A 25,476-nucleotide genomic window follows, 5' to 3' on the forward strand; every position below is an offset into this window, starting at 1 on the left:
AAGGCAGCCTTCGGGCTGCCTTTTTTTTCAGCAAAAATCAGCGGCGCTTGTCCTTTCCCCTTTCCATTCCTGCCTTTAATACCGTCTTCCACTTGGCGCGCGCGGCAATGCGCTCGAGCGGCGTTTCCTCGCTGCGGTGCGCATCGCGCAGCAGCTTGTGATAATTGCGCAAGCGGTCCGCATCGACGGCGCCGCGCACGGCGCAACCAGGCTCGCTGGCATGCCGGCAATCGCGGAACTGGCATGTCGCCGCCAGCGCCGCGATGTCGTCAAACGTGGCCGCCAGGGTCTGCGCGTCGGCGTCCGCGCGCCAGCTGCGCAGCCCCGGCGTATCGATGATGCAGGCGCCGCTGGCGCACAGGTGCAGCGAGCGCGCCGTCGTCGTGTGCCGGCCACGGCCGTCGCCATGGCGCACGCCATTGGTCGTTTGCTGCGCCGCTGACAAGGTGTTGGTCAGGCTGGACTTGCCGGCGCCCGATGAGCCGAGCAGCACCAGGGTCTGGCCAGCATCCAGCCAGGGTTCCAGGATGGCCACGTCATACGCATGGCGCGTATCGATAGCAAACAGGGGCACGTGAGGCGGAAGGCGCTGTTTGAGCTGCGCCAGCTTGCCAGCCACGTCCTCGGCCACGTCGGCCTTGCTCAGCACCACCACGGGGCTGACCTGGGCCGCCAGCACGATGGCCAGGTAGCGTTCCAGGCGGCGCGGGTTGAAATCCCCATCGAGTCCCATCACCAGCAAGGCCGTATCGACATTGCTGGCGAGCACTTGCCGCCGGCCGTCATTGCCGCGCCGGGCGATTTGCGTGACCGGGGATAAGTGCGCCGTTATCCACAGCGTGCCGTGCGCATCGGGTTCGGCGGCGATCCAGTCACCCACCGTGAGGACGGTGTCCTGGGCCAACAGCTCGTGCAACAGGCGCGGCACGATGTACGCCGGGTGTTCCCGGATGCCGTCGTGCACGCCGATGCTGTCGCGGTGTACGGCGCTCACGCGCAGCAGTTGTGTGGCAGGGCAAGAGAGGTCGAGTTGGGTGGCTGCGCTGGCGATGGCCTGCTGCAGCCCGATAAGGCGTAGTTGCGCGAAATCGAATGCGATCATGGTAGCGTGATTCCAGATTCTGTCGTCCGCGTGCGGACGTGTAGCCTGCGCGAGCAGGCACCGCCAGTCGCTATGACTGGCACGAAAGAAAGGGAAGTCGGCTACGCGATCACGCGTATGGGAAGTGCGAGCTAAAAAGGCTTAGCAGGGGAAAACAGTGATCAGGCAGCCGACAGCACGGCAGTATCCGAATGGCGCATGTTGTTGACTCCTGTTGTATGGTGAAAAACGCCAGTGTGCCAGCGGCGCGCGCCGCCGTCAATGGAGCGTGTGGCTCAGCTGCACATGCCGTAAGCCTGGCGCTCGGGGAAGTAGCGGTAGGTAAACGTGCGCACCGGGTAGCGCTTGCCGGCGACGAGCATGTCGGGCATCGACAGGTCAAAGCGCTGCGGCAGCTGGCGCGGCAGTTGCAGGCGCAAGCGCCACTGGGTTTCGGCGCTCGAACCGACGGCGGAAAACATGATGGGCAGCTGCTCGATGACGTCGACGATTTCCGCCTTGCGGTTCATGCCGCGCTGGTAGATGGTCAGCACCTTGGCTTCGGCAAATGGCTGCTTGTGTGGTTCTTCCAGCAGGAAGGACAGGCGCGTAAAACTGGCTTGCGTGCCGATGGGAAGCGTAAAAATCAGCGCCAGCTCCGTGCCGCCTTCCTTCAAGGTGACGGGTGGCGTGGCATACACGCTGATACCGCGCGGCAGTTCGAAGCGCGAACCCTCCGTCCACGTCTTGCACTCGGGCGTGGTGGCCTGGTACAGGCTGGGCGCCGTGTAGTCGTTGCAGGCGGAGACCAGCAGCAGCAGGGGTAGGGCGAGGAGGGCGGAACGGTGCATGGGAGTCACGGTTGGGATATGAGCCGACAGTGTAAGCGATCCCTCCGCGATCCACCAGCGACGCTAGGAATGCCCGGGTGGCGCGCGCCGCACCGATTGCAGCTGGCAGTGCGCCGCCTGCAGCGCGTCCTTGATGGCGTCCAGCGCCAGCTGCGGCTGCGCCGCGCCGCACATGAAGATATCGACGGCGGCAAAGCCGCATTCCGGCCAGGTGTGGATGGAGATATGCGATTCGGCCAGCAGCACCACGCCGGTGACGCCCTGGCCGGCGCCAAAGCTGTGGAAATGGCTGTGCAGTACTTGCGCGCCGGCCGCGACGGCCGCCTCGCGCAGCAGACGCTCGAGCGCCGCGCTCTCGCGCAGGCGTTCCGGCACGATGCCAGACAAATCGGCCAGCAAATGGGTGCCCAGGGGCAGATGCGGTGTGGCTGCCATGCTTACTTGTGGCTGCCGCCGCTGGAGCCGCCACCATAGCTGCCGCCGCCGCCGCCCGTGCGCGAACTCCAGCTGCTGCCGCTGCTGCTGCCGGCTACCTTGAACATGCGCACCCAGTTGGCGGCCGTGACACTGAAGGTCACCATCAGGGCATAGATCACGTATTTACTCATGGGGGATTCTTTGCATTCTTGTCGAGAAAAGCGGCGGGCAGGAACAGCGCCAGGCAGCCAAGCAAACTCCACATCAAGGTGCTGGAGAACGAGACAAACATGGGGATCGCATTCAAGACCAGCACGATGACGATGAAGACCTTGGCGATGCCGCGATGGCTCAGCTGGATATTCTGCGCTTTGGTGCCACCATGGAAGGCGGCGCCGAACCAGGCGGCCATCTGGTCATAGGCGACGGGCACGGAGCGCGACCACGTCATTTCCTCGCCGGTGAGCTCCGCCGCCAGTTTGGTCTGTCCCTGCTCGAATTCATGGACATGCGTGCTGTCGCCGACGGCCACTTTCCAGTTGAAGGCACCGGCCGCGTACACGACCTGCGAGCCGTAGTCATACAGTTTGCGGTAGGTGGCGCCATCGAGCGTGCAGGTAGCGGCGTCCAATGAGGCCCAGTTGGGCCAGTTCGGCAGCACATTCGAGCGCGACCAGCCATCGTCCGTCTCCACCAGCCAGAAGAAGCCGGCGCGCGCGTTGTACAGCAGGTATTCATTCCACTCGCTGCCCTCGTCGTCGGCGCGGCGCATCATGCCGATCACTGTGAAGTCGACATTGCTGATCTTCGCGCTGGCGCCCAGCTCCAGCGTGATGTCGGCGTTGTCGTGCACTTGCTTGCCGATGGCCAGCACCTGCGCTTCCGGGCCGCTGGCGTCGAGCTGCGCATGGCAGGCGGGGCACACGAGTTGCGCCGCCGCGCCAGGTACGTACTTGATGCCGCTGCCGCAGGACGGGCAGTCGAGCGCGTCGAGCTTGCCGCGGTATTTGCCGGCGCTCTTGGCGATGGCGTCGTCGTCGCGCAGCAGCTGGCACTGTAAACCGTCCAAGGTGACGGCGACGCCCTGGTAGACGACGGGTTGCGGGCCATCCGTGTAGTCGAGCGTGACAAAGCTGGCGTAGTTGCGGAAGTCCGCCACCTGGATGCGCCAGCCGGCGCCCACCTTGAACGGCAATTCGCCCTGGCCGGCGATGCATTCGGCGCTGCGGATCTCGGCCGCCGTGTACGGCTCGCCGCAGATCGTATAGCGCTTGCCCGGCGCCAGCTCGCCAAAGACGGGTAAGGTACCTTGTGTGCTGCGTTCGCGCGTCAAGGTGTACAGGCCGGACGAGTCGCCCAGCCACGCCGTGCTGGCGTCGTCGAACAGCAGATACCACTCGTTCCACGTGCCGGCGCTGTAGCGCTGCTGGATGCGGCCGACGACCGTGAAGTGCACGCCATCGTGCACGCCGGCCGTGCCGATCTGGATCGGCGAATAATCTTCCAGGACGGCCGACATCTTGCCCACGTCCCTGACGGAATCGGCGTCCTTGAGGATGGTGCTGTGGCAGTACTCGCACACGGCGAGCACGGAAGCATGCGAGCGGAAGTGGACTTCCGCACCGCAGCTGGGACAGGAAACAGTTTGCATGCAGTCGCGCTTAGCCGATCAGTTTTTTCAGCAGTTCAGCCTTGGCGCCGTCGTAGTCGGCCGGCGAAATGAGGCCCTTGTCGAGCAAGCCCTTGAGTTTTTCCAGACGCGTCTCGATCGCTTCTTCCGCGGGGGCCGGTGGTGCAGCCGGAGTTGGCGCCGGGGCGGGCTGCTGCAGCGCACCGCCCATGCTTTGCGCCATCACCTGGCCGATCGACAGCCCGGCGCCCAGGCCCGCGCCGATGCCGGCCATGCCGCCCTCGTTTTGCGCCGCCAGCGGGATCGCGTTGGCCACCTGGAATTTGGTAAAGCCGCTCATCTTGTCGGCGCCCAGGCCGCCCTTCATGCCGGCCGAGATGCGCTCGTCGAGCGCCGCCTGCAATTCTTCGGGCAGGCTGATGCTGGCCACGTTGAATTCATCGAGGCCCACGCCATAGCGGGCAAACGCCTGCGCCAGGCCATCCTTGACTTCCTGCGCCATCAGCGCCTGGTTGGCCGCCATGTCGAGGAAGGGGACATTTGCCCCGCCCAGCGAGCTGGCCATGCTCGACATCAGAATGCCGCGCAATTGATCTTCCACCTCGTCGCGCGTATAGACTTCGCGCGTGCCGCTGATCTCGGTGAAGAAGGTGCGGGCGTCGGCGATGCGGTACGAGTACATGCCGAAGGCGCGCACGCGGATCATGTCGAAATCCTTGTCGCGGATGGTAATCGGCTGCGGCGTGCCCCACTTGCGGCCAGTCTGCACGCGGGTGCTGAAGTAATACACGTCCGACTTGAACGGCGAATCGAACAGCTTGTCCCAGTTTTTCAGGTTGGTCAGCAGCGGCAAAGTCTGCGTCGTCAGCTTGTGCGTGCCGGGACCGAAGACGTCGGCGATCTTGCCTTCATTGACGAAGACGGCCACTTGCGATTCGCGCACATTCAGGATGGCGCCGTTCTGTATCTCGAAATCCTGCATGGGGAAGCGCCAGGCCAGTACGCCTTCCGTCTCTTCGTTCCATTGCAGTACATCGATAAACTGCTTCTTGATAAAGCTGCCGAGGCTCATGATGGTGTCCTTGAATGAGGTAAAACGTCAGGAAATGCAGGCGGCGTTGATGGCGCCGATCGACAGGGAAATGGCGGCCAGCAGGCCGCCGAAAGCGCTGTTGTTCGATTCGATCTGGTCTTTCGACATGCGCAGCAGGCGCGTGGTGACCACATAGGCGAGCAATTGCACCACCATGGCGCCGAAAGCCCAGGCGAAAAACTGCTGGTAGTCGGCCGTGTGCATCAGGGACGAGGCGATGGTGGCGGAAAAACCCAGCATGGCGCCGCCTAGCGACAGGGCCGCCGCCTGGTTGCCCTGGCGGATCAGCAGCACTTCGTTATACGGCGTAACGCGCGTGTAGATGATAAAAAATACAATCAGCAGCCCGGCGGCCAGTAAAAGGTGGATCAGATAGTTTAGGATGGCGGGCACGGCATTCCTCACAATGAGTATTTGATAACGTCAACGCATATTAGAACAAAAAAAGTCCAATGAACAAAAAGATTCTGATTTTGTCTGTCTTCGTGGTCGCTTCCTGCGGCCTCGCGTATGAGCTGATCGCCGGCGCCATGTCCAGCTACCTGCTCGGTGACTCCATCCTGCAGTTTTCCACCATCATTGGCTGTTACCTGTTCGCCATGGGTGTGGGTGCTCACTTTTCAAAGTATGTACACGACGACGACGTGCTTTCGCGCTTCGTCGACATCGAATTGGCCGTGGGCCTGATCGGCGGCCTGTCGGCCGCCATCCTGTTCATGACCTTTTCGTGGATGGCCGCGCCATTTCGCACCTTATTGTATGTGATGGTGTTCCTGATCGGCGCACTGGTCGGCATGGAAGTGCCGCTCGTGATGCGCGCCCTGAACACGCGCCAGACGGAATTTTCCGAGCTGGTCAGCCGCGTGCTGACCTTCGATTACCTGGGCGCGCTGGCCGTTTCCCTGCTGTTCCCGCTGGTGCTGTCGCCGTACCTGGGTCTGGTGCGCACGGGCTTCCTGTTCGGCATGCTCAACGTGGGCGTGGGCCTGTGGAGCATTTATGTGTTCCGCGCCGAGCTGAAAAATCTCACCGGGCGTTTGCTGCGCGCCTGCGCCGTGATGCTGCTGCTGATCGCCGGCTTTGCCATGTCGGACCGCATGGTGGCCTGGGGCGAGCACGGCCTGTTCGGCGACCAGATCGTGTATTCCACCACCACGCCTTACCAGCGCCTGGTGATCACGCGCTGGAAGGACGATACGCGGCTGTACATCAACGGCAATTTGCAGTTTTCCTCGCGCGACGAATACCGCTACCACGAGGCGCTCGTGCACCCCGTGCTGGAAGCCTTGCCGTGGGCGCGCCGCGTGCTGGTGCTCGGTGGCGGCGATGGCCTGGCGCTGCGCGAAATCCTCCGTTATCCCCACATCGAACACGTCACCGTGGTCGACCTTGATCCGGCCATGACGGCCGCGTTTACCACGCGCCCGGAACTGGCAAAGTTAAATAATAATTCGTTCTCCGACAAGCGCGTCACCGTCGTCAATGCCGATGCCGCCGTCTGGCTGCGCAACAACGGCGATATGTTCGACGCGGCCATCGTCGATTTCCCCGACCCGTCCAGCTTTGCGCTCGGCAAGCTGTATTCGGTGCCGTTCTACGACCTGGTGAAAAAGCACCTGGCGGCCAAGGGCCTGATGGTGGTGCAATCGACGTCGCCGTTCTTTGCCCCGCACGCCTACTGGACCATCAATTCGACCCTGCGTGAAGTGGGCATGCGCACCTGGCCCTATCACGCCTACGTGCCCTCGTTCGGCGAATGGGGTTTTATCCTCGCTTCGCCCCAGCTCGACTACACACCGCCGACGAAATACCGCCTGCCCATGCGCTACCTGAACGCGGACACCACACGCGAAATGTTCATCTTCCCGCCCGACATGCAACCGCTGCCGATGGCGCCGAATCGCCTGAATACCCAGTCGCTCGTGCATGAATTTGAGCAGGACTGGAACCGGGTGATCCGCTGATGCAGCGCCGTTCCTTCATGCTGTGGGCCGCCGGCGGCACGGCGGCGGCCGCCGCTGGTATCGGCAGCATCGCCGCCTACCTGCGCTGGCAGGAAATCACGCCGAAGGTGCTGTATCCGGGCCGGGAAGAGGGGCACTATCTGCGCAAGCTGCTGCGCGAGCGCACGGCGCTGCCGGCGCCCTCGGCCACCATCACCACAGACGTGGCCATCCTCGGCTCCGGCATCGCCGGCCTGACGGCGGCCTGGCGCTTGAACAAGCTGGGGCACAAGGATTTCCTCATGATCGATGGGCCGCAGCCATATGGCAACGCGGCGGGCGGCCACTTCGGCGACCTGGCCTATCCTACGGGCGGCCATTATTTGCCGCTGCCTTCGCCTGAATCGACCCATGTGCGCGAAATCCTGTTCGATCTGGGGATTATCCAGCGCGATCCACAGGCGGAAAAGCCGTACTACGACGAGCGCTACATCCTGCACGCGCCCGAGGAACGCCTGCTGTTCAACGGCCACTGGCAGGAGGGCTTCATTCCCACCGAAGGCGTGCCGCCTGCGGAACTGGCGCAGCACGAGCGCTTCTTTGCCGAGGTGCGGCGCCTGCGCCAGGCGCATGGCAACGACGGCAAGCGCGTCTTCGTTTTTCCTACCGTGGGATCGTCGCAAGACCCGGCCTGGCAGGCGCTCGACACCATCACGTTAAAGCAGTGGATGGAGCGCGAAGGCTATACCTCGCCCACCCTGCACTGGTATCTGAACTACTGCTGCCGCGACGACTACGGCACGCGCTACGACCAGGTGTCGGCCTGGGCCGGCTTGCACTACTATTGCAGCCGCTGGGGCCAGGCGGCGAATGCGGGCAATGGCGCCTGGCTGACCTGGCCGGGCGGCATGCAGCCGGTGGCCACGGCCATGGAGCAGGCGTCGGGCGTCAAACGTCATGCGGGCACGGTGGTTTCCGTGCAGACGACAGCCCAGGGTGTGGAAGCGCTGTGCCTGGAACTGGTCGACGGCCAGCCGCGCACCTACCTGGTCAAGGCGCGCAAGGCCATCTGCGCCATGCCGCTGTATGTAGCGGCGCGCGTAGTGAAGAATATCGCCGGCTATGGCTTTGACGCGAAGCGCGATACGCCCGCGTATGCGCCGTGGATGGTGGCGAATTTTTTACTGAAACGCTTTCCCGACGAACTGCCGCATGCGCCCCTGTGCTGGGACAACGTGGTGTACCAGGAACCGGGCCTCGGCTATGTCGTCTCCACGCACCAGGACATCCGCGTGCGTCCGCCCGAAAAAACCGTCTTCAGCGCCTACGTGGCCCTGTCCGACCGCACGCCGCAGGAAGCGCGCAAATGGTTAGACGTGGCCACGCCCGAAGAATTGCTGGCGCTGGCCAGCGTCGATTTGAAGACGGCGTATGGACGCGATTTTGCCAGCTGCGTCGAGCGCGTCGATATCACCGTGCGCGGCCACGCCATGGCGGCGCCGTTGCCGGGATTTCGCAGCAATGCGGGTTTGAAGGCGCTGCGCGAGCACGATGGCGCGATTCTGTTTGCGCATGCCGATCTGTCGGGCTTTTCCGTATTTGAAGAGGCGGCGTGGTGGGGGGATCGGGCGGCCCGATTGGCTGCCGCATAAAAAAGGCCGGCGCAAGCGCCGGCCAGAGCCCCCTAAGGCTCGAACCTGTGCTTCCTTGTTCTTCTCATTTATTTTTATTAATGACGTCGATGAACACGGCTGCCAGTAGCACCAGGCCCTTGATCACCTGCTGGTAATCGATGCCGATGCCCATGATGGACATGCCGTTGTTCATCACGCCCATGATGAAGGCGCCGATGACGGCTCCCATCACCTTGCCCACGCCGCCCGAGGCCGAGGCGCCGCCGATGAAGCAGGCGGCGATCACGTCCAGCTCGAAACCCGTACCCGCCTTCGGCGTGGCCGTGTTCAGGCGCGCCGCGAAGATCAGGCCGGCCAGCGCGGCCAGCATGCCCATGTTGACGAAGGTGTAGAAGCTGACCCGTTCCGTCTTGATGCCGGACAGGCGCGCCGCCTTCTCGTTGCCGCCCACGGCATACACGCGGCGGCCCAGCACGGTGCGGTTGGTAATGAAGGTGTAGGCGACGATGAGCAGCGACATCACGGCCAGCACGTTGGGAAAACCGCGGTACGACGCCAGCAGGTAGCTGAAATACACCATTACGGCGGCGAAGATCGCGTTTTTCAGCAGGAAGAAGGCGCGCGGCTCGTTTTCCATACCGTGTTTCAGTTGCTTGGCGCGGCTGCGCAGCGAGGTGACGATCAGCGCCGCAGCGGCGATCACGCCCAGCAGCAACGACAGGCCGCGCAGGTTTTCGCCGCCGAACGGATCGGGCAAAAAGCCCGAGCTGAGCATCTGGAAGCCTTCCGGGAAAGGACCGACCGACTGGCCAGCCAGCAGCGCCAGGGTCAGGCCCTTGAATACCAGCATGCCGGCCAGGGTGACGATGAAGGACGGGATTTTAAAGAAGGCGACAAAATAGCCTTGCGCGCCGCCGATGACGGCGCCGGCCAGCAGGCAGATGATGCTGGCGGCGACAAAATTCATGTTGTAGTTGACGATCAGGACGGCCGCCAGCGCGCCGACGAAGCCGACCACCGAGCCGACGGACAAATCGATATGGCCGGCCACGATGACCATCAGCATGCCCAGCGCCATGATGACGATGTAGCTGTTTTGCAGCACCAGGTTGGTCAGGTTCAGCGGCTGCATCAGGGTGCCGTCGGTCATGTACTGGAAAAAGCCCATGATGACGATCAGCGAGAGCAGCATGCCGTAGTCGCGCATATTGTTCTTCAAAAAGCCGGCATAGCTTTTCGCTTGCGGTGCGGCCGCTGGCGCTGCTGCTGCCGGCGCGCCCGCTGTCAATTTATTGTCCATTGTTTTCTCCGTGTGTAACGATCGCGCGCATGATCCGCTCCTGCGACGCTTCTGCTGCGCTTAATTCGGCCGCGAAGCGACCTTCGTTCATGACATAGATCCGGTCGCACATGCCCAGCAATTCCGGCATTTCCGAGGAAATCATGATGATGCATTTGCCTTCGGCGGCCAGCTCGCTGATGATGCTGTAGATCTCGTACTTGGCGCCCACGTCGATGCCGCGGCTCGGTTCATCGAGGATCAGGATGTCGGGGCGCGAAAACAGCCACTTCGCCAGCACCACCTTCTGCTGGTTGCCGCCGGACAGATTGACCACCTTCTGCGCCACGCTCGAGCAACGGGTCTTGAGCTTGCGGCGGAACTCCTCGGCCACGCCGAATTCACGCTGCTCGTCGATCACCATACGCTTGGAAATCGCGTCCAGGTTGGCCAGGCTGGTGTTCTTCTGGATGTCTTCCTCGAGGATCAGGCCCAGGCCCTTGCGGTCTTCCGTGACATACGCGAGGCCATGGGCGATCGCCTTGCCGATGGTGCTGACGTCGATCTCCTGGCCATTCTTGAGCACCGTGCCGCTGATGCGCTGGCCGTAGGCGCGTCCGAAAATGCTCATCGCCAGTTCCGTGCGCCCCGAGCCCATCAAGCCGGCGATGCCGATGATCTCGCCCTTTTTGGCATGCATGTTGATGCCCTTGATGACGGGGCGGTCGGCATGCTCGGGATGGAACACGCGCCAGTCGCGCACTTCGAAAATGGTCTCGCCGATGGTGGGCGTGCGCGGCGGATAGCGGTCGGCCATTTCGCGCCCGACCATTTTTTCAATGATGCGGTCTTCGCTGACGGGCTCCGCGCGGCAGTCGAAACTGTCGACCGTGTTCCCGTCGCGCAGCACCGTGATGGCATCGGCGACCCGTGAAATTTCATTGAGCTTGTGCGAAATCAGGATCGAGGCGATGCCCTGGGCTTTCAGGCCCAGCAGCAGGTCGAGCAGGGCCGCGCTGTCGCTTTCGTTCAGGCTGGCCGTCGGCTCGTCGAGGATCAAGAGCTTGACGTCCTTGCACAGCGCCTTGGCGATCTCGATCAGCTGCTGCTTGCCCACGCCCAGGTTGGTGATCAGGGTGTCCGGGGACTCTTTCAGGCCGACTTTCTGCAGCAGTTCGCGTGTTTTCGCTTGCGCGTATTCCCAGTCGATGACGCCCCTGCGGGACGGTTCGTTGCCGAGGAAGATATTCTCGGCGATCGACAGCTGGGGTACGAGCGCCAGTTCCTGGTGGATGATGATGATGCCGATTTCTTCGCTGTCCTTGATGCCGCGGAAGTGCCGCGTCTGGCCCAGGTAATCGATGTCGCCCGTATAGCTGCCATGGCCGTAGACGCCGCTCAGCACTTTCATCAGGGTCGATTTGCCGGCGCCGTTTTCGCCGACGATGGCGTGGATCTCGCCGCTGCGTACCCGCAGGTTGACATTGTCGAGCGCAACGACGCCCGGGAATGTTTTGCGTATCCCGCGCATTTCCAGGATGGTGTTCGTCATATAACCTCTCTGGCACGGCCGCGCTGGTCGGCGCCGGTCGTGCGGCAGTTTTGTTCTTGATCGTGCATGAAGCGAAAGGCCCGGCAGCGCCGGGCCTTCAGTACCTTGATTGCTTATTTCACTTGCGCTTCCGTGTAGTAGCCGCTGCCGGTGACGAGCACCTGCTTCCAGTTCGCCTTGTCGACGGTGACGGGTTTGAGCAGGTACGATGGCACCACCTTGACGCCGTTGTTATAGGTCTTGGTGTCGTTGACGGTTGGCGTCTTGCCGCTCATCATCGCGTCGACCATGTTTGCCGTCACCTTGGCCAGTTCGCGCGTGTCCTTGAACACGGTCGATGCCTGTTCGCCGCGGATGATCGATTTCACCGACGGGATTTCCGCATCCTGGCCCGTCACGACGGGGAACGGCTGTTTCGGCGTGCCGTAGCCGACGCCCTTGAGCGAGGACAGGATGCCGATGCTCAAGCCGTCATATGGCGACAGTACGGCATCGACGCGCGCATTGCCGTAGTAGGCGCTGAGCAGGTTGTCCATGCGGGCTTGCGCCACGGCGCCATCCCAGCGCAGGGTGGCGACCTTTTCCATGCCCATCTGCTTCGAGCGCACCACCAGCTTGCCGCTGTCGATGTACGGTTTGAGCACCGACAGGGCGCCGTTGTAGAAGAAGTGCGCATTGTTGTCGTCGGCCGAGCCGCCGAACAGTTCGATGTTGAACGGGCCTTTGCCTTCCTTGAGTTTCAGCGCCGATTCGATATAGCCCGCTTGCAGCACGCCGACCTGGAAGTTGTCGAAGGTGGCGTAGTAATCGATGTTTTTCGTGCCGCGGATCAAACGGTCATACGAGATGACCTTGATGCCCTTGTCGGCCGCCTTTTGCAGCACGTTCGACAAGGTGGTGCCGTCGATGGCGGCGATCACCAGCACCTTGGCGCCCTTGGTGATCATGTTTTCCACCTGCGCCAGCTGGTTCGGGATATCGTCGTCGGCAAACTGCAGGTCCGTCTTGTAGCCGCGCTCCTTGAATACCTTGACCATGTTGTCGCCATCGGCGATCCAGCGCATGGACGACTTGGTCGGCATCGAGATGCCGATCGCGCCCTTGTCGGCGGCGCTTGCCACGGGCATTACCGCCATGCCGGAGATGGCCAGCGCCAGGCTCGCGGTCAGCATTTTCATTGTTGTTTTCATTTCAGGTCTCCACCGTCTTCGATAGTTGAATGTGCCAGGGCCGTCGTCCCAGTGGGCGGGCTCCGTGCGGATGGCCGATTGCAGGCCACGGCTGATACTAGTTTGTCCATCCATCCCTCACCAATCACTTTTTTTGCATAGCCGATATCCAAAACGGTATCGATAAGCCAATTGATGCAATGCGCCATGGCGTGCCTTTTCGCCTGCGCACAGGGCGGAAATGGAGGGCGGGTGGCGGCTTTTTTTGGTGCACTGCAATACCAATAATCATCATTCAATTTGGTGATTTTCGTAATTGCGGCGACACAGGGTGGCGCGCAGAATCGCTCCGAACTTGACCAATTGCCTTCCCATCACGCTCCTTTGAAAGCTTGCCATGCAGCCGATTTCACCCGCCTCCCTGTTGCCCGCCGACCTGGCGCAGGCCCTCCTTGTTGGCCGCATCTGGCGTGACGGCCCCTGCGTCGTCGCCGTGCGCGGCGGCGAGGTGGTCGACATCACGCAGACGGTAGCGACGGTGGCCGAGCTGTTCGAGCGCAGCGATGCGCTCGATATCGCCCGCCATGCACCCGGCATCGCGCTTGGCTCCGTGCAGGCCCTGCTGGAGCAGGCGCTGGCCGCACCGGCAGGCGAGCTGCTGCTGGCGCCGTGCGATCTGCAGGCCGTCAAGGCATGCGGCGTGACTTTCGCCGTCAGCCTGCTCGAACGCGTGATCGAAGAACAGGCCGGCGGCGACGCGGCGCGCGCGGCGAGCTTGCGCGCTGCATTGCAAATGACCCTGGGCGGCGACTTGTCGGCATTGAAGCCCGGCTCGGACGCGGCGCAGCGCCTGAAACAGCAGTTGCAGCAGCGCGGCGCCTGGTCGCAATACATGGAAGTGGGCATCGGCCCCGATGCGGAAGTGTTTACCAAGGCGCAGCCGATGTCGTCGGTGGGCTGCGGCGCGCAGGTGGGCTTGCTGCCATCGTCCGCCTGGAACAACCCGGAGCCGGAGATCGTCCTGGCCGTCAACAGCCGCGGCGAGGTGCTGGGGGCGACCTTGGGCAACGACGTCAACCTGCGCGACATCGAAGGGCGCAGCGCCCTCTTGCTGGGCAAGGCCAAGGACAACAACGGTTCCTGCGCCATCGGCCCCTTCATCCGCCTGTTTGACGAACACTTCACGCTCGACACCGTGCGCCAGGCGGAAGTGTCGCTGCTGATCGAGGGCGCGGACGACGGCTTTGTGCTCGAAGGCGCCAGCTTCATGCGCGAAATCAGCCGCGACCCGCTCGACCTGGTGCGCCAGACGGCAGGCCAGTACCACCAGTATCCGGACGGCTTCATGCTGTTCCTGGGGACCATGTTCTCGCCCGTGAAGGACCGCGGCGCGCAGGGCGGCGGCTTTACGCACCACCTGGGCGACCGGGTCACCATTGCCAGCGCTTCGCTGGGCGCGCTGGTCAACGAAGTGCAGCGCTGCGATGCGATTACTCCCTGGACGTTCGGCGTGCGCGCGCTGTACCAGAACCTGGCCAAACGCGGTTTGCTTTGATCCGATTATTTTAAAAAGAGAGACACCATGCAGCATGCAACTTACCCAAGCCTGTCTGGCAAGCGCGTCGTCATCACGGGCGGCGGCACCGGCATCGGCGTGGCCATCGTCGAGGCGTTCGCGCGCCAGAGCGCCCACGTCACTTTTCTCGACATCGCCCGCGAGGCGTCGCTGGCGCTGCAGGAAAAGCTGGCCCACCTGCCGCAGCCGCCCGTTTTCCGCTATTGCGACCTGACGGATCTGGCCGCCCTGGCCGCCACCTTCGCCGAGATCGAGCATAGCGCGGGCACCACGGATATCCTCATCAACAACGCGGCCAATGACGACCGCCACGAACTGCAGGACGTCACGCCCGCCTACTGGGACGAGCGCATGGCCGTCAACCTGCGCCACCAGTATTTCTGCGCTCAGGCAGTGGCGCCCGCCATGCGCGCCAAGGGCGGTGGCGTGATTCTCAACCTGGGATCGATTTCCTGGCACCTGGCGCAAGCGCGCCTGTCGATCTACATGACGGCCAAAGCCGGCATCGAGGGCCTGACGCGCGGCCTGGCGCGCGACCTCGGTGTCGACGGCATCCGCGTCAACTGCATCATTCCCGGCGCCGTGCGCACGCCGCGCCAGGAAAAGCTGTGGCATACGCCGGAAGCGGAAGCCGTGATCCTGCAGGGACAATGCCTGCAGCTGCGCGTGGAGCCGGAAGACGTGGCGGCGCTGGCGCTGTTCCTCGCGTCGGACAATGCGGCCAAGTGCGCCGGACGCGAGTACTACGTCGACGCTGGCTGGTACGGCGCATGAGCATTCCCGCCCAACCCATGGCGCGGCGCTTCCGCTCGCAGGACTGGTTCGACAATCCCGACCATATCGACATGACGGCGCTGTACCTGGAGCGCTTCATGAACTACGGTATCACGGCCGAGGAGCTGCGCTCGGGCCGGCCCATCATCGGTATCGCGCAAAGCGGCAGCGACATCAGTCCCTGCAACCGCATCCACCTGGAACTGGCCCAGCGCGTGCGCGACGGCATCCGCGATGCGGGCGGTATCCCGATGGAATTCCCGCTGCACCCGATTTTTGAAAACTGCCGTCGTCCCACGGCCGCGCTGGACCGTAACCTCGCGTATCTGGGCCTGGTGGAGATTTTGCACGGCTATCCGATCGACGCCGTGGTGCTGACGACGGGCTGCGACAAGACCACGCCGGCGCAATTGATGGCCGCCGCCACGGTGGACATTCCCGCCATCGTGCTGTCGGGCGGTCCCATGCTCGACGGGTGGATGGACGGCGAACTGGTCGGTTCCGGCGCCGCCATCTGGAAAGGCCGCCGCCAGCTATCCGCCGGCTTGATCGACAACGACAAATTCCTGCAGATCGCGGCCGCCTCGGCGCCGTCGGCCGGCCACTGCAACACCATGGGCACGGCATCGACCATGAATGCGCTTGCCGAAGCGCTGGGCATGTCGCTGACGGGCTGCTCGGCCATCCCCGCGCCGTATCGCGAACGGGGCCAGATCGCCTATGCAACGGGGCGCCGCATCGTCGGCATGGCGCATGACGATGTGCGCCCGTCGAGCATTCTCACGCGCGCAGCGTTTTTGGACGCCATCATCGTCAACGCGGCCATCGGCGGTTCCACCAACGCCCAGCCGCACCTGATGGCCATGGCGCGCCATGCGGGCGTGGAACTGCACTCGAGCGACTGGATGGCGCACGGCTATGACGTGCCGCTGCTGTTGAACATGCAGCCGGCCGGGAAGTATCTGGGCGAGCGCTTCCACCGGGCCGGCGGCGTGCCGGCCGTGATGTGGGAGCTGCAGCAGGCGGGCTTGCTGCACGCGGACCGGTTGACGGTGACGGGCCAGACGATGGCGGCGAACCTGGCGGGGCGCGAGAGCGCGGACCGCGAGATGATCCGCCCGTTTGCAGCGCCGCTGAAGGAAAAGGCCGGTTTCATGGCCTTGCAGGGCAACCTGTTCGACTTCGCCATCATGAAGACCAGCGTGATCTCGCCCGCTTTCCGCGAGCGCTACCTGTCGCGTCCCGGCAGCGAAGGCGTGTTCGAGGCGCGCGCCATCGTCTTTGACGGTTCAAGCGACTACCACGCGCGCATCAACGACCCGGCGCTCAATATCGACGACAGCTGCATGCTGGTCATGCGCGGCGCCGGCCCTGTCGGCTGGCCCGGTTCGGCCGAAGTGGTCAACATGCAGCCGCCCGATGCCTTGCTCAAGGCGGGAATTCTGAACCTGCCGACCCTGGGTGACGGGCGCCAGTCGGGTACCTCGGACAGTCCCTCGATCCTGAACGCCTCGCCCGAGAGCGCCGTGGGCGGCGGCCTGGCGCTGCTGCGCACGGGCGACATCATCCGGGTGGACTTGAACGGGGGCAGCTGCGACATGCTGGTCGATGCAGACGAACTGGCACGCCGCGCCCAGGAACTGCCGCCGCCTGTCAACGACAGCGCCACGCCGTGGCAGGAAATCTACCGCGCCAGCGTGGGCCAGCTGGAAACGGGCGCCTGCATGGAGCTGGCGCTGAAATACCGCGCCGTGGGACAGACCCTGCCACGCCACAATCATTGATTTTTGAAGCAGCAACACCCGTAGTGAAAAAACGTAGTTAATAAAATCCACAAGGAGACACACAATGAACAAGATCATCAGTGCAGCCATCATGACCGCCATGCTGGCATTGAGCAGCAGCGCCGCCCTGGCCGATGCGAAAAACCCGAAAATCGGCTTCTCCATCGACGATTTGCGCGTGGAGCGCTGGACGCGCGACCGTGATTTCTTCATCGCCGCCGCCGAGAAGCAGGGCGCCAAGGTCTTCGTGCAATCGGCCGACGCTAGCGAACAGCGCCAGATTTCGCAGATCGAAAACCTGATCTCGCGCGGCGTGGACGTGCTGGTGATCGTGCCGTTCAACGCCACTGTCCTCAACAACACCGTCAAGGAAGCGAAAAAGGCCGGCATCAAGGTGCTGTCGTATGACCGCTTGATCCTGAACGCCGATATCGACGCGTACATCTCGTTCGACAACGAGAAAGTGGGAGAAATGCAGGCCGAAGGCGTGACCAAGCTGCAGCCGAAGGGCAATTACTATTTGCTGGGCGGCTCGCCGACCGACAACAACGCCAAGATGCTGCGCGAAGGCCAGATGAAGGTACTCAAACCGTTCATCGACAAGGGCGACATCAAGATCGTCGGCCAGCAGTGGGTGAAGGACTGGAGCGCCACCGAAGCGCTGTCCATCGTGGAAAACGCGCTGACGGCCAACGGCAACAAGATCGACGCCATCGTCGCCTCCAACGACGGCACGGCCGGCGGCGCCATCCAGGCCCTGGCCGCGCAAAAACTGGCCGGCAAGGTGCCGGTGTCGGGCCAGGACGCCGACCTGGCGGCCGTGAAACGCGTCATCGCCGGCACGCAGTCGATGACGGTCTACAAACCGTTGAAAACCATCGCTGCCGAAGCGGCCAAGCTGGCCGTGCAACTGGCGCGCAATGAAAAGCCGGCTTATAACTCCAGCTATGACAACGGCCTGAAAAAAGTCAGCACGGTGCTGCTGAAGCCTACGCCGCTGACCAAGGCGAATGTGAACATTCTCGTCGATGACGGCTTCTATACCAAGGCGCAGCTGGGTAATTGATCACCCGCTTGATGTCGGGTTACGCGCTGCGCGCTAACCCGACCTACTCCTTCCTGGTGACTGAATGTGAGCTCAGATGTCTGAATATCTGCTTGAAATGAAAGGCATCGTCAAACAGTTTGGCGGTGTCCGCGCGCTTGACGGCATCGACCTGCAGGTGCGGGCCGGCGAGTGCATCGGCTTGTGCGGCGAGAATGGCGCCGGCAAGTCGACCCTGATGAAGGTGCTGTCCGGCGTGTACCCGCACGGCACCTGGGAGGGCGAGATCCTGTGGGAGGGCCAGCCCCTGCGCGCGCAATCGATCCGCGACACGGAAGACGCGGGCATCATCATCATCCATCAGGAACTGATGCTGGTGCCGCAGCTGTCCGTGGCCGAGAATATCTTCATGGGCCGCGAGCTGACCCTGCCCGGCGGGCGCATGCATTACGCGGCCATGTACAAGCGCGCCGACGAGCTGCTGCGCGAACTGAAAATTCCCGAACTGAACGTGGCGCAGCCCGTGATGAATTACGGCGGCGGCCACCAGCAACTGGTGGAAATTGCCAAGGCGCTCAACAAGAATGCGCGCTTGCTGATCCTCGACGAGCCGTCGTCGTCGCTGACGGCGTCGGAAATCGCCGTGCTGCTCGATATCCTGCGCGCGTTGAAGGCCAAGGGCGTCACCTGCATCTACATTTCGCACAAGCTCGATGAAGTCGCGGCAATCTGCGACACCATCGTCGTCATCCGCGACGGCAAGCATATCGCCACCACGCCGATGGCGCAGATGAACGTCGAGCGCATCATCGCGCAGATGGTGGGCCGCGAAATGAGCCAGCTGTACCCGCAGCGCGTGCAGCCGGCGCCTATCGGCGAAGTGCTGTTCGAGGCGCGCCACGTGACCTGCATCGATGCCGACAACCCGCAGCGCAAGCGGGTCGACGATGTGTCGTTCACCCTGCGCAAGGGCGAGATCCTCGGCATCGCCGGTCTGGTGGGGGCGGGGCGCACGGAGCTCGTGTCGGCCCTGTTCGGCGCTTACCAGGGGCCATGCCAGGCCGAGGTGTGGCTCGATGGCCGCAAGATCGATACCCGCTCGCCGCAAAAAGCCATTGCCATGGGCCTGGCCATGGTGCCGGAAGACCGCAAGCACCACGGCATCGTGCCCGACCTCGACGTGGGGCAGAACATCACCCTGGCCGTGCTGGAGGAATTCGCGCGCGCCACGCGCATCGATGGCGAGGCGGAATTGACGGCCGTGCGCGGCGAGATCGCCCAGCTGGAACTGAAGGCGGCCAGCCCGTCGCTGCCCATTACGAGCCTGTCGGGCGGCAACCAGCAAAAGGCCGTGCTAGCCAAGATGCTGCTGACGCGCCCGCGCGTGCTGATTCTCGACGAACCCACGCGCGGCGTGGACGTGGGCGCCAAATATGAAATCTACAAATTGATGCTGGCACTGGCCGACCGGGGCGTGGCCATCATCATGGTCTCGTCGGAACTGGCCGAAGTGCTGGGCGTGTCCGACCGCGTGCTGGTGATGGGCGAAGGCCGCCTGCGCGGCGACTTTATCAACGATGGCCTGAGCCAGGAAACCGTGCTGGCGGCGGCGCTCGACCAGCGCCCGGCACCCGCCGCCAACACCGCAAACAAGGAAACCGCAGCATGAAACCGCACAGTATCAAACAGCTGTTCACCCAATACAAGATGCTGGCCCTGCTGATCGCGGTCGCCTTGATCTGGGCCTTCTTTTCGTGGAAGACGGAGGGCAGTTTCCTCACGCCGCGCAATCTGTCTAACCTGCTGCGCCAGATGTCCGTCACCGGCATCCTCGCCTGCGGCATGGTGCTGGTGATTATCGCCGGCGAGATCGACCTGTCGATCGGTTCCCTGCTGGGGCTACTCGGCGGCATCGCCGCCGTGCTGGACGTCACGCAGCACTGGCCGCTGGCCTTGAATCTGGCGGCCGTGCTGGGCTGCGGCCTGGTGATCGGCCTCCTGAATGGCTACCTGACGGCGTACCGCGGCATCCCGTCCTTCATCGTGGGCCTGGGCGGCATGCTGGCGTATCGCGGCATCCTGCTGGGCATCACGGGCGGCATCACGATCGCGCCCGTTTCCGAGCCGATGGTCTACCTGGGGCAGGGCTACCTGCCCGCGGTGCCCGGCATTGTGCTGGGCATCGGCCTGTTCCTGCTGGCCGCCTTCCTGACGTGGCGCGCGCGCGCCAGCCGCGCGCAGCATGGCTTGCCGCAGACGGCGCCCTGGGCCGACGGCTTGCGCCTGGCCGTCATCGGCGCCGTGCTGTATGCCTTCGTGCAAACCCTGAACGGCTATGAAGGCATCCCGCTGCCCGTGCTGTTGCTGCTGGCCTTGCTGGGACTGTTCAGCTATATCACCAGCCAGACCGTGTTCGGCCGCCGCATCTACGCCGTCGGCAGCAATATGGAAGCGACGCGCCTGTCCGGCATCAACGTCAAAGCCGTCAAGCTGTGGATCTTCGGCATCATGGGCCTGATGTGCGCGCTGGCTGGCCTGATCAACACGGGCCGCCTGGCGGCAGGCTCGCCCTCGGCCGGCACCTTCAGCGAACTCGATGCCATCGCCGCCTGCTTCATCGGCGGCACCTCGATGCGCGGCGGCTCCGGCACCGTGTACGGCGCCCTGATCGGCGCGCTGGTCATGGCCAGCCTCGATAACGGCATGTCCATGCTAGACGTGGACACCTACTGGCAGATGATCGTGAAAGGCAGTATCCTCACTTTGGCCGTGTGGGTCGATGTCAGCACGCGAGCGGGGCGTAGATAGCCGTGAAACGATCTGGCACGGGAGGAGACACCATGAAGATGCCGACCGCGCACCGGATCGCGCTGCTGTTTAACGGGAATAAGATCTACGACCGCGACATCATCGCGGGCATCGCCGCCTACCTGAACACCACGCGCGTGTCGTGGGACCTGTTCCTGGAAGAGGATTTTCGCTGCCGCCTGCCAGGCATCGAGCGCTGGCAGGGCGACGGCATCATCGCCGATTTTGACGATCCCGCCGTCTGCGAAGCGCTGGCGCACAGCCGCCTGCCCGTGGTGGCCGTGGGCGGCTCGTATGCGCGCGCCGAGGATTACCCGGCCGGCATCCCGTACGTGGCGACCGACAATTTCAAGATCGTCAAGCTGGCCTATGAACATCTGGTGGAAGCGGGCCTGACGCGTTTCGCCTGTTTCAGCCTGCCCGAGGCCGATGTCAACCGCTGGGCGCAGGAGCGCGAAACGGCGTTTTGCACCTTGATGGAGCGCGACCACATGCGGGCCGACGTGTACCGGGGCGTCGCCACCAGCGCGCCCTCGTGGGACGAAGCGGTGGAGCAGCAGATTGCCTGGCTCAACAGCCTGGAAAAACCCGTCGGCATCATCGCCGTCAGCGACGCGCGTGCGCGCCAGCTGCTGCAAGCGTGCATGCACGCGGGGATCGCCGTGCCGGAGCAGGTCGCCCTGATCGGTATCGACAACGACCCGCTGGCGCGCATGCTCACGCGCATTCCATTGAGTTCCGTGATCCAGGGCACCGAGGAAATGGGCCGCACGGCCGCGCATCTGCTGCACCAGATGTTGAATGGCGCGCGCCTGTCCGGCACGCGCATCCTCGTGCCGCCGGCCGGCCTGAACGTGCTCGCCTCCACGCGCCACCAGCCTTTCCAGCATCCGCAGGTAATGCAGGCGCGCCACTTCATCCGCCAGTACGCCTGCCAGGGGATCAAGACGGAGCAGGTGGCCGATTACGTGGGCGTGTCGCGCTCGTCCCTTGAAGCGCACTTCCGCCACGAGCTGGGACGCAGTGTGCACGACGAAATCCTGCATTTCAAGCTCGATGCGGCCAAGACCTTGCTGGCGCGCGGGCCGGGACAGGTGGCCGAGGTGGCCGTGCGTTGCGGCTTTACCACGGTGCAGTACATGCATGCCGTCTTCAAGCGCGAACTCGGTTGCACGCCGCGCGAATTCCAGCAGCGCAGCCGGCCGCCGCCAGCGCCCGGGCAGGCGCCATGATGCATCTGCTGCGCAATGCGCGCGGCATGCGCGTGGCCATCGACGCGCACGATGCCAGCGTGCGGGCCTGGTGGGCGCCCGACCGCTATGGCCGACTGGCCGATGTGCTGGGCGCGGCGCCCCCTGCGGCGCGGTCTTCCACGGGCTGGCAGTGCGCGCCGCCGGAAGACGGCCACTTGCGGTTGTGCCTGCTGCAGGACGGCCTGTCGGTGCGGCTGACCTACCGGTTGGATGACGATGGTAGCCTGCAGCTCGACTGCGATGCCTCGGCTGAGACGCTTTCCCGTTTTGCGCTTGCCGCGCCCCTGTTCAACCTGCAGGGCGGCCGTGCCGCCGTGGGCGATCATGTGCTGCGCCTGGCCGCCGACCGTTACCGGCCTTGGCCAGGTGGCTGCGCGGACGGCTCGCCGCTCGATGTGGCTGGCAGCGCGTTTGACTTCCGCCAGCCGGCGCCGCTCGCTACACGCCTGGCCTGGCCCGCGCTCGTGCATTTACCGGGATTCCGGCATGACTTTTACTGGACGGGCAGCGGGCAGCTGCGCGAGGCGGCGCGGGTTGCCGACCCTGCGTCCGGCCGGGTCTTGCGTTTTTCCAGCACCCAGGACAGCTGCCATTTGTATTCCGATGCGCGCTGTTTTTCCCTGCTGGCGCAGGGCGTGCAATTGCAGCCGGGACAGGTGATGCGCTTCAAGCTCGCCTACCGTTTGGGTGTGCAGGATATTGATGCGTTTGACATATCGGAACCGGTATCAATGATGTCAAATAAGTGATTGGTCAGATATGCGGGGCAGTTCTACCATGGGGTAGTTTTTCCCTCATTTATTTTTGTCCTGACCGACGCTGCGAACCTGCCCATGAACATACTCACCATCGATGCCGGCACCACCAATACGCGTACCTTGCTGTGGCGCGCAGGCGTCGTCGTCGCCCAGGCGCAGCTGGAAACGGGCGTGCGCAATACCGCCATCGATGGCCATAACGGCGCGCTGAAACAGGCGCTGCGCGACACCATCGCCAGCGTGCTGGCCAGCGCCGGCATCGCGCCGTCCGAGGTGGACCTGGCGCTGGCCTCGGGCATGATCACATCGCCCATGGGGGTGCAGGAGGTGCCGCATTTGCCGGCGCCCGCGGGCCTGGCCCAGCTGGCGCAAGGCATGCAGGCGGTGGACTTGCCCGACGTGCTGGCGCAGCCCCTGTGGCTGATTCCCGGCGTGCGCAACCAGCATGGCGCCGTCGGCCTGCACAACGTCGAAGCGATGGACATGATGCGCGGCGAAGAGACGGAAGTCGTCGCGCTGCTCGAGCGCCTGCAATTACGCGGCGCGGCGACCCTGATCATGCCCGGTTCGCATACCAAACTGATCAGCGTGGACGAGCAGCGCCGCATCCTCGGCTGCAGCACCACCATCGCGGGCGAGCTGCTGCAGGCGATCACGCAGCACACGCTGATCAAGCAATCGGTCGAGGGCGGTTTTGCCCAGACCCTGGTGCCGAAAATGCTGCTGGCCGGCGCGGCGGCGGCGCAAAAAACGGGGCTGGCGCGCGCCTGCTTCAGCGTGCGCACGCTGGGCCAGTTCAGCGCCGTCGAATGCAATGAGCGGGCCAATTTCCTGATGGGCGCCGTCCTCAGCGGCGACCTGCTGGCGCTGCGCAACAGCACCGCCATCCAGATGCGGCCCGATAGCCCGCTCGTCATTACAGGTAAACCCATGCTGCGCCAGGCGCTCGGGCTGCTGATCGAAGAACACGGATTTTTTTATGGCAAGCGCATCATCGTCGACGACCAGCAGCAAGACTATCTGGCCGGTCACGGTGCGCTGCTGATCGCCGCCGCACGCGGCTTGATTTTCCCGCAGGAGACAGTATGAGCAGCAACAAGAACAAGCGTCCCTTGCGTTCGCAATCGTGGTTTGGCGGCGACGACAAGGACAGTTTTATTCACCGCAGCTGGATGAAGAACCAGGGTTATCCCAGCGACGCCTTCGATGGCCGTCCCGTCATCGGCATCTGCAATACCTGGTCCGAGCTGACGCCCTGCAATGGCCATTTCCGCGACCTGGCCGAGATGGTCAAGCGCGGCGTGCTCGAGGCGGGCGGCTTCCCCGTCGAGTTTCCCGTCATGTCGCTGGGCGAGACGAATCTGCGCCCGACGGCCATGCTGTTCCGTAACCTGGCCAGCATGGATGTGGAAGAATCGATCCGCGCCAACCCGATCGACGGCGTGGTGCTGCTGACGGGCTGCGACAAGACCACCCCGGCCCTGCTGATGGGCGCGGCCAGCGTGGACTTGCCCACCATCGTGCTGTCGGGCGGCCCCATGTTGAACGGGAATTACCGCGGCAAACCGATCGGTTCGGGCACGGACGTATGGAAATTTTCCGAAGACGTGCGCGCCGGGCGCATGACGTCCGCCGAATTCAAGCAGGCCGAATCGTGCATGTCGCGCTCCGCCGGCCACTGCATGACCATGGGGACGGCTTCCACCATGGCCAGCATGGTGGAAGCGCTGGGCGTGACCTTGCCCGGCAACGCGGCCATTCCCGCCGTCGATGCGCGCCGCAAGCTGCAGGCGCAGCTGACGGGCCGGCGCATCGTCGACATGGTGCATGAAGACCTGAAACTGTCGCAGATCCTCACGCGCGAAGCGTTTGAAAACGCCATCATGGTCAACGGCGCCATCGGCGGCTCGACCAATGCCGTGATCCACCTGCTGGCCATTGCCGGGCGCATCGGCGTGGACATGCGCCTGGGCGACTGGGACCGCCTGGGCCGCGACATTCCCTGCCTGCTGAACCTGATGCCGTCGGGCCAGTACCTGATGGAGGATTTTTACTATGCGGGCGGCCTGCCCGTGATCATCCGCGACTTGCTGGGTAAATTGCACGGCGAGGCGCTCACCGTTACGGGCGCCAGCATGGCCGTCAACGTGGCCGAAGCCGAAAATTTCAATCCCGAGGTGATCACGCCGCTGGCGCAGCCTTTCAAGGACGAGGGCGGCATCGCCGTCCTGCATGGCAACCTGGCCCCGCGCGGCGCCGTCATCAAGCCTTCCGCCGCCTCGCCCGAGCTGATGCAGCACCGTGGCCGCGCCGTCGTCTTCAACAGCATCGAGCATTATAAAAAGCGCGTCGACGATCCCGCCCTCGATATCGACGCCAGTTGCGTGATGGTGCTGCAAAATTGCGGCCCGCAGGGCTATCCGGGCATGGCGGAAGTGGGCAATATGGGACTGCCGAAAAAACTGCTGGAACAGGGCGTGCGCGACATGGTGCGCATCTCGGACGCGCGCATGAGCGGCACGGCCTACGGCACGGTGGTGCTGCACGTGGCGCCGGAAGCGGCCGTGGGCGGGCCGCTGGCCCTGGTGCGCGATGGCGACATGATTGAACTCGATGTGGCCGGACGCCGCTTGCACCTGGACGTCGACGAGGCCGAACTGGCGCGCCGGCGCGAAGAGTGGAGCGCACCGCCGCCGGCCATGAAGGGCGGCTACCAGTCCATGTACATCAAGCACGTGACGCAGGCCGATGAAGGCGCGGATCTCGATTTCCTCGTCGGCTGCCGCGGTTCGGCCGTTCCGCGCGAATCTCACTGAAAACAAGGAAAAA

22 protein-coding genes are annotated in these 25,476 nt (G+C 63.8%); 12 read left to right on the plus strand and 10 right to left on the minus strand.

All coding sequences use genetic code 11. From position 1 onward, the window contains the following. Positions 1–37: 37 nt before the first annotated feature. From rsgA to AC3IQ7_RS01665, 7 genes are all read right to left on the minus strand, one after another. The gene (gene rsgA / locus AC3IQ7_RS01635) at positions 38–1,102 is read right to left on the minus strand and encodes a ribosome small subunit-dependent GTPase A (RefSeq protein WP_489208178.1); all 1,065 of its coding nucleotides are present in this window, start codon (positions 1,100–1,102) and stop codon (positions 38–40) included. Between the two features lie 275 nt (positions 1,103–1,377). Continuing rightward, complete coding sequence (locus AC3IQ7_RS01640; protein WP_099377711.1) at positions 1,378–1,932, minus strand: hypothetical protein; 555 nt, start codon at positions 1,930–1,932, stop codon at positions 1,378–1,380. A 63-nt stretch (positions 1,933–1,995) separates the two neighbouring features. Continuing rightward, positions 1,996–2,367 (minus strand): adenosylmethionine decarboxylase, encoded by a 372-nt coding sequence (speD, locus tag AC3IQ7_RS01645; protein WP_489208180.1) that lies wholly within the window; start codon positions 2,365–2,367, stop codon positions 1,996–1,998. Positions 2,368–2,369: 2 nt separating this feature from the next. Beyond that, a complete protein-coding gene (locus AC3IQ7_RS01650) occupies positions 2,370–2,540 on the minus strand; it encodes a hypothetical protein (RefSeq protein WP_199534316.1) in 171 nt (56 codons plus the stop codon). Further along, entirely contained in the window at positions 2,537–4,000 is a 1,464-nt protein-coding gene (locus AC3IQ7_RS01655) for a DUF4178 domain-containing protein (protein ID WP_489208181.1), read from the minus strand. The genes AC3IQ7_RS01650 and AC3IQ7_RS01655 overlap by 4 nt, the downstream gene beginning before the upstream one ends. 10 nt (positions 4,001–4,010) lie before the next feature. Beyond that, positions 4,011–5,051, minus strand: coding sequence for an SPFH domain-containing protein (locus AC3IQ7_RS01660; RefSeq protein ID WP_489208183.1), 1,041 nt, complete (start codon positions 5,049–5,051; stop codon positions 4,011–4,013). Between the two features lie 27 nt (positions 5,052–5,078). Continuing rightward, positions 5,079–5,465 (minus strand): DUF350 domain-containing protein, encoded by a 387-nt coding sequence (locus AC3IQ7_RS01665; RefSeq protein WP_034783828.1) that lies wholly within the window; start codon positions 5,463–5,465, stop codon positions 5,079–5,081. 59 nt (positions 5,466–5,524) lie between these two features. On the opposite strand from AC3IQ7_RS01665, the gene AC3IQ7_RS01670 reads away from it, so the two are divergent. Both AC3IQ7_RS01670 and AC3IQ7_RS01675 read left to right on the plus strand, forming a co-directional pair. Continuing rightward, positions 5,525–7,036 carry a polyamine aminopropyltransferase gene (locus AC3IQ7_RS01670; RefSeq protein WP_489208184.1) on the plus strand — a complete coding sequence of 504 codons (1,512 nt, stop codon included), beginning with the start codon at positions 5,525–5,527 and terminating at the stop codon, positions 7,034–7,036. Next, positions 7,036–8,667, plus strand: a complete 1,632-nt coding sequence (locus AC3IQ7_RS01675; RefSeq protein WP_489208185.1) for an NAD(P)-binding protein — start codon at positions 7,036–7,038, stop codon at positions 8,665–8,667. The genes AC3IQ7_RS01670 and AC3IQ7_RS01675 overlap by 1 nt, the downstream gene beginning before the upstream one ends. A gap of 64 nt (positions 8,668–8,731) precedes the next feature. Here AC3IQ7_RS01675 and mmsB read toward each other — a convergent pair whose 3' ends face one another. The 3 genes from mmsB to chvE form a co-directional block, all read right to left on the minus strand. Then, a complete protein-coding gene (gene mmsB / locus AC3IQ7_RS01680; RefSeq protein WP_489208186.1) occupies positions 8,732–9,949 on the minus strand; it encodes a multiple monosaccharide ABC transporter permease in 1,218 nt (405 codons plus the stop codon). After that, entirely contained in the window at positions 9,939–11,480 is a 1,542-nt protein-coding gene (gene mmsA, locus AC3IQ7_RS01685; RefSeq protein ID WP_489208187.1) for a multiple monosaccharide ABC transporter ATP-binding protein, read from the minus strand. The genes mmsB and mmsA overlap by 11 nt, the downstream gene beginning before the upstream one ends. Positions 11,481–11,593: 113 nt before the next feature. Further along, on the minus strand, positions 11,594–12,616 hold the full coding sequence (chvE, locus tag AC3IQ7_RS01690; protein WP_223278970.1) for a multiple monosaccharide ABC transporter substrate-binding protein: 1,023 nt from the start codon (positions 12,614–12,616) through the stop codon (positions 11,594–11,596). A 430-nt stretch (positions 12,617–13,046) separates the two neighbouring features. Here chvE and AC3IQ7_RS01695 point away from each other — a divergent pair, with 430 nt between their 5' ends. From AC3IQ7_RS01695 to araD, 10 genes are all read left to right on the plus strand, one after another. Further along, positions 13,047–14,204: a fumarylacetoacetate hydrolase family protein gene (locus AC3IQ7_RS01695; protein ID WP_489208188.1), complete on the plus strand. Its 1,158-nt coding sequence runs from the start codon at positions 13,047–13,049 to the stop codon at positions 14,202–14,204. Positions 14,205–14,231: 27 nt separating this feature from the next. After that, the gene (gene xylB / locus AC3IQ7_RS01700; protein WP_489208189.1) at positions 14,232–14,999 is read left to right on the plus strand and encodes a D-xylose 1-dehydrogenase; all 768 of its coding nucleotides are present in this window, start codon (positions 14,232–14,234) and stop codon (positions 14,997–14,999) included. Next, the gene (locus tag AC3IQ7_RS01705) at positions 14,996–16,783 is read left to right on the plus strand and encodes an IlvD/Edd family dehydratase (protein WP_489208190.1); all 1,788 of its coding nucleotides are present in this window, start codon (positions 14,996–14,998) and stop codon (positions 16,781–16,783) included. The genes xylB and AC3IQ7_RS01705 overlap by 4 nt, the downstream gene beginning before the upstream one ends. Positions 16,784–16,874: 91 nt before the next feature. Then, positions 16,875–17,849, plus strand: coding sequence for a D-xylose ABC transporter substrate-binding protein (xylF, locus tag AC3IQ7_RS01710; protein ID WP_099377905.1), 975 nt, complete (start codon positions 16,875–16,877; stop codon positions 17,847–17,849). A 76-nt stretch (positions 17,850–17,925) separates the two neighbouring features. Further along, positions 17,926–19,497, plus strand: coding sequence for a D-xylose ABC transporter ATP-binding protein (xylG, locus tag AC3IQ7_RS01715; RefSeq protein ID WP_322426546.1), 1,572 nt, complete (start codon positions 17,926–17,928; stop codon positions 19,495–19,497). Beyond that, positions 19,494–20,636, plus strand: a complete 1,143-nt coding sequence (locus AC3IQ7_RS01720; protein WP_034783811.1) for a sugar ABC transporter permease — start codon at positions 19,494–19,496, stop codon at positions 20,634–20,636. Before xylG ends, AC3IQ7_RS01720 begins: the two co-directional genes overlap by 4 nt. Positions 20,637–20,668: 32 nt before the next feature. Further along, on the plus strand, positions 20,669–21,868 hold the full coding sequence (locus AC3IQ7_RS01725) for a XylR family transcriptional regulator (RefSeq protein ID WP_035823502.1): 1,200 nt from the start codon (positions 20,669–20,671) through the stop codon (positions 21,866–21,868). After that, positions 21,865–22,638 (plus strand): aldose epimerase family protein, encoded by a 774-nt coding sequence (locus AC3IQ7_RS01730; RefSeq protein ID WP_322426548.1) that lies wholly within the window; start codon positions 21,865–21,867, stop codon positions 22,636–22,638. The genes AC3IQ7_RS01725 and AC3IQ7_RS01730 overlap by 4 nt, the downstream gene beginning before the upstream one ends. An 84-nt stretch (positions 22,639–22,722) precedes the next feature. Continuing rightward, positions 22,723–23,736, plus strand: a complete 1,014-nt coding sequence (locus AC3IQ7_RS01735; protein ID WP_099377726.1) for a 2-dehydro-3-deoxygalactonokinase — start codon at positions 22,723–22,725, stop codon at positions 23,734–23,736. Continuing rightward, positions 23,733–25,463, plus strand: coding sequence for an L-arabinonate dehydratase (gene araD, locus AC3IQ7_RS01740; protein ID WP_489208191.1), 1,731 nt, complete (start codon positions 23,733–23,735; stop codon positions 25,461–25,463). Before AC3IQ7_RS01735 ends, araD begins: the two co-directional genes overlap by 4 nt. Positions 25,464–25,476 lie beyond the last annotated feature (13 nt).

This window comes from Janthinobacterium sp. GL_088 (assembly GCF_057837845.1).

Bases quoted from the DNA above. Each gene is read 5' to 3' on its own strand.
- AC3IQ7_RS01735 (WP_099377726.1), top strand. From the start codon at position 22,723: ATGAACATACTCACCATCGATGCCGGCACCACCAATACGCGTACCTTG.
- speD (WP_489208180.1), bottom strand. From the start codon at position 2,367: ATGGCAGCCACACCGCATCTGCCCCTGGGCACCCATTTGCTGGCCGAT.
- araD (WP_489208191.1), top strand. From the start codon at position 23,733: ATGAGCAGCAACAAGAACAAGCGTCCCTTGCGTTCGCAATCGTGGTTT.
- AC3IQ7_RS01650 (WP_199534316.1), bottom strand. From the start codon at position 2,540: ATGAGTAAATACGTGATCTATGCCCTGATGGTGACCTTCAGTGTCACG.
- rsgA (WP_489208178.1), bottom strand. From the start codon at position 1,102: ATGATCGCATTCGATTTCGCGCAACTACGCCTTATCGGGCTGCAGCAG.
- AC3IQ7_RS01670 (WP_489208184.1), top strand. From the start codon at position 5,525: ATGAACAAAAAGATTCTGATTTTGTCTGTCTTCGTGGTCGCTTCCTGC.
- AC3IQ7_RS01720 (WP_034783811.1), top strand. From the start codon at position 19,494: ATGAAACCGCACAGTATCAAACAGCTGTTCACCCAATACAAGATGCTG.
- AC3IQ7_RS01675 (WP_489208185.1), top strand. From the start codon at position 7,036: ATGCAGCGCCGTTCCTTCATGCTGTGGGCCGCCGGCGGCACGGCGGCG.
- AC3IQ7_RS01660 (WP_489208183.1), bottom strand. From the start codon at position 5,051: ATGAGCCTCGGCAGCTTTATCAAGAAGCAGTTTATCGATGTACTGCAA.
- AC3IQ7_RS01640 (WP_099377711.1), bottom strand. From the start codon at position 1,932: ATGCACCGTTCCGCCCTCCTCGCCCTACCCCTGCTGCTGCTGGTCTCC.
- mmsB (WP_489208186.1), bottom strand. From the start codon at position 9,949: ATGGACAATAAATTGACAGCGGGCGCGCCGGCAGCAGCAGCGCCAGCG.
- xylG (WP_322426546.1), top strand. From the start codon at position 17,926: ATGTCTGAATATCTGCTTGAAATGAAAGGCATCGTCAAACAGTTTGGC.
- mmsA (WP_489208187.1), bottom strand. From the start codon at position 11,480: ATGACGAACACCATCCTGGAAATGCGCGGGATACGCAAAACATTCCCG.
- AC3IQ7_RS01705 (WP_489208190.1), top strand. From the start codon at position 14,996: ATGAGCATTCCCGCCCAACCCATGGCGCGGCGCTTCCGCTCGCAGGAC.
- chvE (WP_223278970.1), bottom strand. From the start codon at position 12,616: ATGGCGGTAATGCCCGTGGCAAGCGCCGCCGACAAGGGCGCGATCGGC.
- AC3IQ7_RS01655 (WP_489208181.1), bottom strand. From the start codon at position 4,000: ATGCAAACTGTTTCCTGTCCCAGCTGCGGTGCGGAAGTCCACTTCCGC.
- xylB (WP_489208189.1), top strand. From the start codon at position 14,232: ATGCAGCATGCAACTTACCCAAGCCTGTCTGGCAAGCGCGTCGTCATC.
- AC3IQ7_RS01725 (WP_035823502.1), top strand. From the start codon at position 20,669: ATGAAGATGCCGACCGCGCACCGGATCGCGCTGCTGTTTAACGGGAAT.
- xylF (WP_099377905.1), top strand. From the start codon at position 16,875: ATGACCGCCATGCTGGCATTGAGCAGCAGCGCCGCCCTGGCCGATGCG.
- AC3IQ7_RS01695 (WP_489208188.1), top strand. From the start codon at position 13,047: ATGCAGCCGATTTCACCCGCCTCCCTGTTGCCCGCCGACCTGGCGCAG.
- AC3IQ7_RS01730 (WP_322426548.1), top strand. From the start codon at position 21,865: ATGATGCATCTGCTGCGCAATGCGCGCGGCATGCGCGTGGCCATCGAC.